The following is a 7253-nucleotide window of genomic DNA, read 5'->3' as shown; positions in this document are numbered from 1 at the left end:
TTTTTATTGACGTTCGTTGTTTAATTTCCTATTCAGTTTTCAAAGATCGCTTGCTGATTTCCTTTAGCGGTTCAGCTTGTTTATTGTATAACATTTGAGAACTTAATGCAAGCATTATTTTTATTTTTTTCAAAATATTTTAACTTGTTTTAAGACTCTTTTTTGCTAGCACTCCGTGTCAGCTTTGTTAGTATATAACACACTGGAAACATATGCAAGCACTATTTTAATTTTTTTTACATTTTTTTCAAAAAAAAGTTATTCAATATATTCTTTGAATAACTTTGCTTAAATCATCACTATATTTTAATAATACTATTCGCAACTTCCACCATTTTCTTTAAAATATTTTTCAATATTTTTAACACCCTCATCTCGTGTAGGCCATTCTGTAATATCATTTAAATAAACATTCATCTTATCACTACATCCCTTGCAATCATAGAAGCCGTTATCACCAATGCTTATATCATATGTGTTCTCACCCACTCGACATGAAAGCAATGCATAAGAGTAGCCACCATCTTTAGTAACATTTGTTTGTTTGTTTGTTATTCATAAAAAATAATATAGAAATAAATCCTATTAAAATGAGTGCGATTAATACAATTCCCAAATACTTAATTAGCTTAATAATTATTCCTGCTAGTTTTTCAATATTACTCACTTTTTCTATTGTCGGTTGAAGACAATCATTCCCTACTAAATAATCTACACTAACATGAAAAACTTGTGCTAGTTGATTCGCATATTTTAAATCAGGAATTGTTTCATCACATTCCCAATTTGAAATTGTTTGCCTTGTTACTTCCAGCTTCTCCGCAAGTCCCTCCTGTGATAAATTCTGTTTTTTCCTTAACTCGTATATTTTACTACCTATGCTCATAGAACACCTCCTAGGAAAAGTATAAATTTTACTTCATAAATCAACTATCAAATTCCATTGGAAATTACGCAAAGTTATTTAACATTGTATAAAAGTCATTCGAAATGAATGACTTTTATCTTAGTTCTTTAAACTTTGAAGTGGTGCAGGTATTCTACCACCACGATTAATCATAACTTTTGGTGATACTTTACTTATCTTCATAATTGGTCCACTACCTAATAACCCACCAAACTCAAGTTCATCACTATCGCCACAACCAATTGCAGGAATAATGCGAACTGCTGTTGTTTTGCTATTTACCATACCGATTGCTGCTTCATCTGCAATAATACCTGAAATAACTTCAGGGGTTGTATCTCCAGGTACTACAATCATATCTAGACCCACAGAGCATACCGCTGTCATTGCTTCCAATTTTTCTAGTGTCAATGCTCCTGAACGCGCAGCTTCTATCATACCAGCATCCTCTGATACCGGTATAAATGCACCACTTAGTCCCCCAACATTCCCACTAGCCATGACTCCACCTTTTTTAACAGCATCATTTAACATTGCCAAACAAGCTGTAGTGCCAGGTCCTCCACATTGTTCTAGACCCATTTCTTCTAATATATATGCCACTGAATCTCCTACCGCTGGAGTTGGAGCAAGAGATAAATCAACAATACCAAATGGAATTCCAAGTCTTTCGCTTGCTACTGTTCCAACTAATTGTCCCATACGAGTTATTTTGAATGCTATTTTCTTAATAATTTCCGCAATTTCATCCATTGTACAATCTTTTCCTGCTTTAGCAACTGCACTACGAACTACACCTGGTCCTGATACACCAACATTTAACACTACTTCTGCTTCTGAAATGCCATGAAATGCCCCAGCCATAAATGGATTATCCTCTACTGCATTACAGAATACCACTAGTTTAGCAGCTCCTAGGCACTGATTGTCTTTTGTTTTTTCTGCACAATCCACAACCACCTGTCCCATTATCTTAACCGCATCCATATTAATACCAGCACGAGTTGAACCAATATTAACACTGCTACATACTTTACTTGTTTGGGCTAATGCCTCAGGAATTGATTCAATTAATTTCTTTTCTCCTGGTGTCATCCCTTTTTGTACTAATGCCGAGAATCCACCAATAAAATTTACACCTACAGTTTCTGCCGCTCTATCAAGTGTTTTAGCATATTCTACAGGATCTCCTCCGCTTACATCAACTAAAATACTAATTGGTGTTACAGATACTCTCTTATTTATAATAGGAATCCCGTATTCACGTGATATTTCTTCACCAACTTGAACTAAATCTTTTGCTTTAGTAACAATTTTGTTATAAACTTTCTCACAAGATTTCTTAATATCAGTATCTGCACAATCAAGCAATGATATACCCATTGTAATTGTACGTATATCCAAATCTTCTTCCTGGATCATTTTTATAGTCTCAGCTATTTTATTTGTATTTAACATATCATCACCTATATTGTATGCATTGCATTAAAAATATCTTCATGCATAACATGAATTACAAGATTATTTTCTTTACCTACTTGTTCAATATGATTTACAAATTTCAAAAATTCCTCTGTATCTTTATTAATATCTACAATCATGAACATATTAAATACATCTTGCATAACTGTTTGAGATACATCTTCAATGTTCGCTTCAAATTGCAAACACTCATTACTCACTAATGCTAAAATACCTGTTCTATCTTTACCAACTACTGAAAGTACTGCTCTCATATCCTTTTCCCCCTAATTTCTAATTTAATGAGCTTGGTGAAACACCACTAGCTTGACACTCTGAATCAAATATTTCTTTTGCTAATTGAATGTTTGCTGTTTCTTCATCTGAACACCCAATATTTTCACTTTTATCGAAGTTGTAAGTGCACACGCCACCAAGATAACCTGTCTTATCTGACCAGTTATATGTATAAGTGCCAAATTCACTAATCAAATTGAATTCCTTTTTATTGAAGTTAAATTCATAGATTTCGCTACCCCAATCATATTGAATGATCCCTGGTTCAACTTCCTCGTAATTGTATAACTCCATCAACGCCTTCATCAATTCATTTTGATTATCATCATTCGTTTGCTTAGCACTAGCAAATTCAGCCAAGTTCTCCGGAAATTCTACTACCGTTTTATTAATATCCGAAATATTGTAATCTAACTTTACAATACTATTTATTATAGTATCTTGCTCAATAATTTCAATATTTAAATCCAAATGAATTTCTACGATGTATTTATTTTCATCAATTGTGAACGCCATTAAATTTGTGTTTTCTTTATATTCAACTTCTTCAAATATTTCTCCCTGTGATGCTAAAATATTCATGACTTGTGTTTCATTTAATTTAAACTTTAAAATTGTGTTTTTCCCACTTTTTTCTTCAGTTCCATAAAGAAAGTCAAAACCTTCGATTAGTTTTGTAAAATCACTTTCGCCTAATTGTGATTCATATTCTTCAAATGTACCTTCTTGTACAAAACGTGACCCATCACTTTCAATATAAAATTTACCATCTTTTATCCAAAGTTGTATTGCACTTTCTCCAACACCTGTTACAGAAACATACATTTTGGACTTTGCTTCATTTTGATTATCATTGTTATTAATATAACTTTCAATAACAGACGTTGTATCATAATTAGTAGTTCCATCAACTTCAAGTTTAACTTCAAGTGTTTCATTTTTAGTATAGTTTTTCAACTCTTTGGATTTAATAATCGCATCATTTAATAATTGTGCTGATGAATCTGATATTTTTTCAACATTTTTACTGCAACCAGTAATCATTAATAATGCTAAACAGCAAGCTATTATCTTTTTCATTCAATGTCCTCCGTTTTATATTCCTTTATTATTTTAACTAACTCATTCCACGTAACAGGTATCACACTGGCGTGACGAGGGCTAATCATTGGCGCTACTACGTCAGTCAACATATTCAATTCTTCAAACTCTTCACTTCTAATATCTTTTGTAGTCATCGCTTGGAATTGTTTTCTAGTATAATCATCATAAAAAACAATATAATCGACATCACCCTTCATTACAAATGGTCCCTCACTTTGATGACCGGTAATTCTATTCTCAGAAAAAGTATCAAATCCAAGATAATTAGTACTTGATGTCCCAACGAATAAAGAAGAATACTCTTCCATTGGTTCTCTCTCATCTTTTAAAATGATAGTATAATCATATCCTATTTTTACAATAGTTCCATCAATAACTGTAAAACCTGTGTCTAATAATTGTTTAGGATAACTGATATCATTAAAATCAGATGTTAAATTATAATACATACCACCATCTTCGGGACTCGACCAATAAATAACATATTTATCAATTATTCGATCATAGAACGCTTCAGGTGCCCATGCTTGTTTCTCACTCATCTTTTGATCACTGGATGATTTGTTTACTTGTAGTAATCTCTCATTATTATATGTACATAAATCATCACTGTCCCAAACATAAATTGAAGAATTATTCCAACCTTGTGTTGCAATCATTGAAAATGTACCGTTTTTCTTCCTTACAATATATGGATCTCTTATTTGTTTTGACCCTAGTTCAGCTCTTACTATAGGTTCATCGTTATTTACCAAATACCACAATAACCCATTATATGTATATGCCAGTTTAGCATTTTGATAATTATCTTCATCATCTCCACCAAAATAAGACATAACATACGCCGCTCTTGAATCCATTAATTCCAAATTATCAAATAAATACGATTCATCATTAACAGTAGCTTCTAACACAATCATTTCATATTCATCTGCATTATCAGTTTTACTAATAATATTATTCTCTATGATTGCATCTCCCGATACAACATTCCAATCAACTACTTGATTATTAAATTTTGGTAACTCGGTATTTGAAAATATAAAACTATCTAAACTTTGATTTAAATAATCATACACTTGTGATTGACTAGATGAATCAGTTTCATTATCAAAACTTGGTTGTATTGCTTTCTTAGCATCACATCCAGAGATAATTAATAAAGTTAATAAAAGTATCAATATTTTTTTCATACGCTTATTATATCAAAAACTTATCTTACATACACTACCTACACAGAATTCAGTTAAACCAAAATAAAAACTCAAGCCTAAACTTGAGTTTTATATTTGAATTAAACTAATTCAATGATTGCCATTGGAGCATTATCTCCACGGCGAGATCTAGTTTTGATGACACGAGTATACCCACCATTACGATCTGCGTATTTAGGTGCTACTTCATCAAATAACTTTTGAAGAACTGTTTGTTCAGTTTTTTCATCAGCTACAACATTACGGATATAAGCAGCAGCTTGACGACGAGCGTGCAAGTCACCACGTTTACCTAAAGTAATCATTTCATCTACAACAGAACGAAGATCTTTTGCTTTCATTTCAGTTGTTTCAATTTTTCCATGAAGGATTACTGATGTTGCCATATTTCTAAGCATTGCTTTACGATGGTCAGCTTTGCGTCCAAATTTACGATTCCACATTGTCTATTTCCTCCTTGCTATATTAGTCGAATGATTTAAAGCTAAAACCTAATTCATAGATCTTATCTTTAACTTCTTTAAGAGATTTCTTACCTAAGTTACGAACTCTCATCATTTCATCTTCAGTTTTTTGAGTTAACTCTTCAACTGTTTGAATTCCTGCACGTTTTAAGCAGTTATAAGAACGTACAGATAAGTCTAGATCTTCAATCATCATAACTAGACCTTTGTTTACTACTTCACCATTAGCATCTTTAATGCAAGATTCCATATCAACTACAGCATCTTGAATATTAGCTAAAATATCAAGGTGGTCAATTAGAATCTTAGATCCCAATGCCAATGACATTTGAGGAGTAATAGAACCATTTGTATATACTTCAAACACTAGACGATCATACTTAGCGTCTTGACCTACACGAGTAGGTTCAACAGTATAAGAGATACGATCAACTGGTGTATAGATTGAGTCAGTATAAACTGTTCCAATACCTTGTGATGACCCTTGGTAAAGTTGTTTATTACCATCAGCACTAATATAACCACGGCTGTTGCGTGCTTTTAATTCCATTTCAAGAACTCCACCTACTTCTAAGTGAGCAAGTTCAAGATCTTTGTTTAGAATTTCAACACCTGCTGGGCAAATAATATCCCCTGCAGTAACAGTACATGGACCTTTAGCAGAAATTCTTAATGTATGAATTTCATCGTTATCAATCTTCATAATCAATTGTTTAATATTCAAGATGATCATAGTAACATCTTCTTGAACACCAGGAATTGATGTAAATTCATGATAAACACCGTCTACTTTTATACAGTAAACAGCAGCTCCCGGTAATGAGGAAAGTAAAACACGTCTAAGTGCATTACCAATTGTAGTTCCAAACCCTCTTTCAAGAGGCTCAATTACAAATTTACCGTAATTGTCTGATTCAACATATTCTTTAACTTCAAAATTGGCACGTTCAAATTTTTGCATATCGTGTTCCCTCCTTTATCTTTTACTAACCACGAGGTCGTTTTGGTGGACGACATCCGTTATGTGGAATTGGAGTTACATCATTGATAACTGTAATTTCAAGTCCAGCAGTTTGTAATGATCTTACAGCAGCTTCACGTCCAGGACCAGGTCCTTTAACGCTTACTTCTACAACTTTCATACCGTGATCAACTGCAGCTTTTGCAGCAGCTTCACCACACATTTGTGCAGCATAAGGTGTTGATTTACGAGAACCTTTATAACCTAATGCTCCAGCACTTGACCAAGCAATTGCGTTTCCAGCTTCATCAGTGATAGTCACGATTGTGTTATTGAATGTTGAATGAATATGTGCAACGCCTTTAGCTATATTCTTACGTACACGTTTTTTACGTGTTGTTGTTTTTGCATTTGCCATTATTTATCTTCCTCCTATCACTATTTCTTCTTGTTCGCTACAGTACGACGAGGTCCTTTACGAGTACGAGCGTTTGTTTTAGTTCTTTGTCCGCGAACTGGTAAACCACGTCTATGACGGATTCCACGGTAACATCCAATTTCCATTAGACGTTTAATATTAAGTTGAACTTCACGACGAAGGTCACCTTCTACTTTGATCTTATCAACTTCTTGACGAATAGCGTTAACTTGATCATCTGTTAAATCTTTAACGCGAATATCTTCGCTAATGTTTGTATCTTTTAGAATCTTCTCAGCTTTTGATGGTCCAATTCCGTAGATATAAGTTAGAGATATTACTACACGTTTGTCACGTGGAATATCTACTCCAGCAATACGAGCCATATCTTATCTTCCTCCTAGTTTCCTTGACGTTGTTTATGTTT

General features: G+C 33.2%; 10 protein-coding genes. All 10 read right to left on the bottom strand.

All coding sequences use genetic code 11. From position 1 onward, the window contains the following. Window positions 1–315 precede the first annotated feature (315 nt). Window positions 316–504: a hypothetical protein gene (locus RR430_RS08470; RefSeq protein ID WP_332508929.1), complete on the bottom strand. Its 189-nt coding sequence runs from the start codon at window positions 502–504 to the stop codon at window positions 316–318. A 22-nt stretch (window positions 505–526) separates the two neighbouring features. Next, a complete protein-coding gene (locus RR430_RS08465; protein ID WP_332482175.1) occupies window positions 527–886 on the bottom strand; it encodes a helix-turn-helix domain-containing protein in 360 nt (119 codons plus the stop codon). A 120-nt stretch (window positions 887–1006) separates the two neighbouring features. Beyond that, window positions 1007–2365, bottom strand: a complete 1359-nt coding sequence (locus RR430_RS08460) for a PFL family protein (RefSeq protein ID WP_332488766.1) — start codon at window positions 2363–2365, stop codon at window positions 1007–1009. A gap of 8 nt (window positions 2366–2373) precedes the next feature. After that, window positions 2374–2643: an ACT domain-containing protein gene (locus tag RR430_RS08455; protein ID WP_332488768.1), complete on the bottom strand. Its 270-nt coding sequence runs from the start codon at window positions 2641–2643 to the stop codon at window positions 2374–2376. A 19-nt stretch (window positions 2644–2662) separates the two neighbouring features. Further along, window positions 2663–3745: a hypothetical protein gene (locus RR430_RS08450; RefSeq protein WP_332508928.1), complete on the bottom strand. Its 1083-nt coding sequence runs from the start codon at window positions 3743–3745 to the stop codon at window positions 2663–2665. Next, window positions 3742–4962 (bottom strand): glycoside hydrolase family 43 protein, encoded by a 1221-nt coding sequence (locus tag RR430_RS08445; protein WP_332488772.1) that lies wholly within the window; start codon window positions 4960–4962, stop codon window positions 3742–3744. Before RR430_RS08445 ends, RR430_RS08450 begins: the two co-directional genes overlap by 4 nt. A 101-nt stretch (window positions 4963–5063) precedes the next feature. Further along, window positions 5064–5426: a 50S ribosomal protein L17 gene (gene rplQ, locus RR430_RS08440; RefSeq protein WP_078712826.1), complete on the bottom strand. Its 363-nt coding sequence runs from the start codon at window positions 5424–5426 to the stop codon at window positions 5064–5066. 22 nt (window positions 5427–5448) lie between these two features. Continuing rightward, a complete protein-coding gene (locus RR430_RS08435) occupies window positions 5449–6408 on the bottom strand; it encodes a DNA-directed RNA polymerase subunit alpha (RefSeq protein ID WP_332470105.1) in 960 nt (319 codons plus the stop codon). A 25-nt stretch (window positions 6409–6433) separates the two neighbouring features. Continuing rightward, the gene (rpsK, locus tag RR430_RS08430) at window positions 6434–6826 is read right to left on the bottom strand and encodes a 30S ribosomal protein S11 (RefSeq protein ID WP_332508927.1); all 393 of its coding nucleotides are present in this window, start codon (window positions 6824–6826) and stop codon (window positions 6434–6436) included. Window positions 6827–6846: 20 nt separating this feature from the next. Then, window positions 6847–7212, bottom strand: a complete 366-nt coding sequence (gene rpsM / locus RR430_RS08425; protein ID WP_332508925.1) for a 30S ribosomal protein S13 — start codon at window positions 7210–7212, stop codon at window positions 6847–6849. Window positions 7213–7253: the final 41 nt, after the last annotated feature.

It is taken from the genome of Anaerorhabdus sp., from assembly GCF_036641015.1.
Lineage (GTDB): Bacteria > Bacillota_I > Bacilli_A > Erysipelotrichales > Erysipelotrichaceae > Anaerorhabdus.
This window is presented reverse-complemented; position numbering and strand designations above follow the sequence as displayed.

Coding starts and splice junctions, on each gene's coding strand:
- RR430_RS08465 (WP_332482175.1), bottom strand. CDS start 886: ATGAGCATAGGTAGTAAAATATACGAGTTAAGGAAAAAACAGAATTTA.
- RR430_RS08460 (WP_332488766.1), bottom strand. CDS start 2,365: ATGTTAAATACAAATAAAATAGCTGAGACTATAAAAATGATCCAGGAA.
- RR430_RS08455 (WP_332488768.1), bottom strand. CDS start 2,643: ATGAGAGCAGTACTTTCAGTAGTTGGTAAAGATAGAACAGGTATTTTA.
- RR430_RS08450 (WP_332508928.1), bottom strand. CDS start 3,745: ATGAAAAAGATAATAGCTTGCTGTTTAGCATTATTAATGATTACTGGT.
- RR430_RS08445 (WP_332488772.1), bottom strand. CDS start 4,962: ATGAAAAAAATATTGATACTTTTATTAACTTTATTAATTATCTCTGGA.
- rplQ (WP_078712826.1), bottom strand. CDS start 5,426: ATGTGGAATCGTAAATTTGGACGCAAAGCTGACCATCGTAAAGCAATG.
- RR430_RS08435 (WP_332470105.1), bottom strand. CDS start 6,408: ATGCAAAAATTTGAACGTGCCAATTTTGAAGTTAAAGAATATGTTGAA.
- rpsK (WP_332508927.1), bottom strand. CDS start 6,826: ATGGCAAATGCAAAAACAACAACACGTAAAAAACGTGTACGTAAGAAT.
- rpsM (WP_332508925.1), bottom strand. CDS start 7,212: ATGGCTCGTATTGCTGGAGTAGATATTCCACGTGACAAACGTGTAGTA.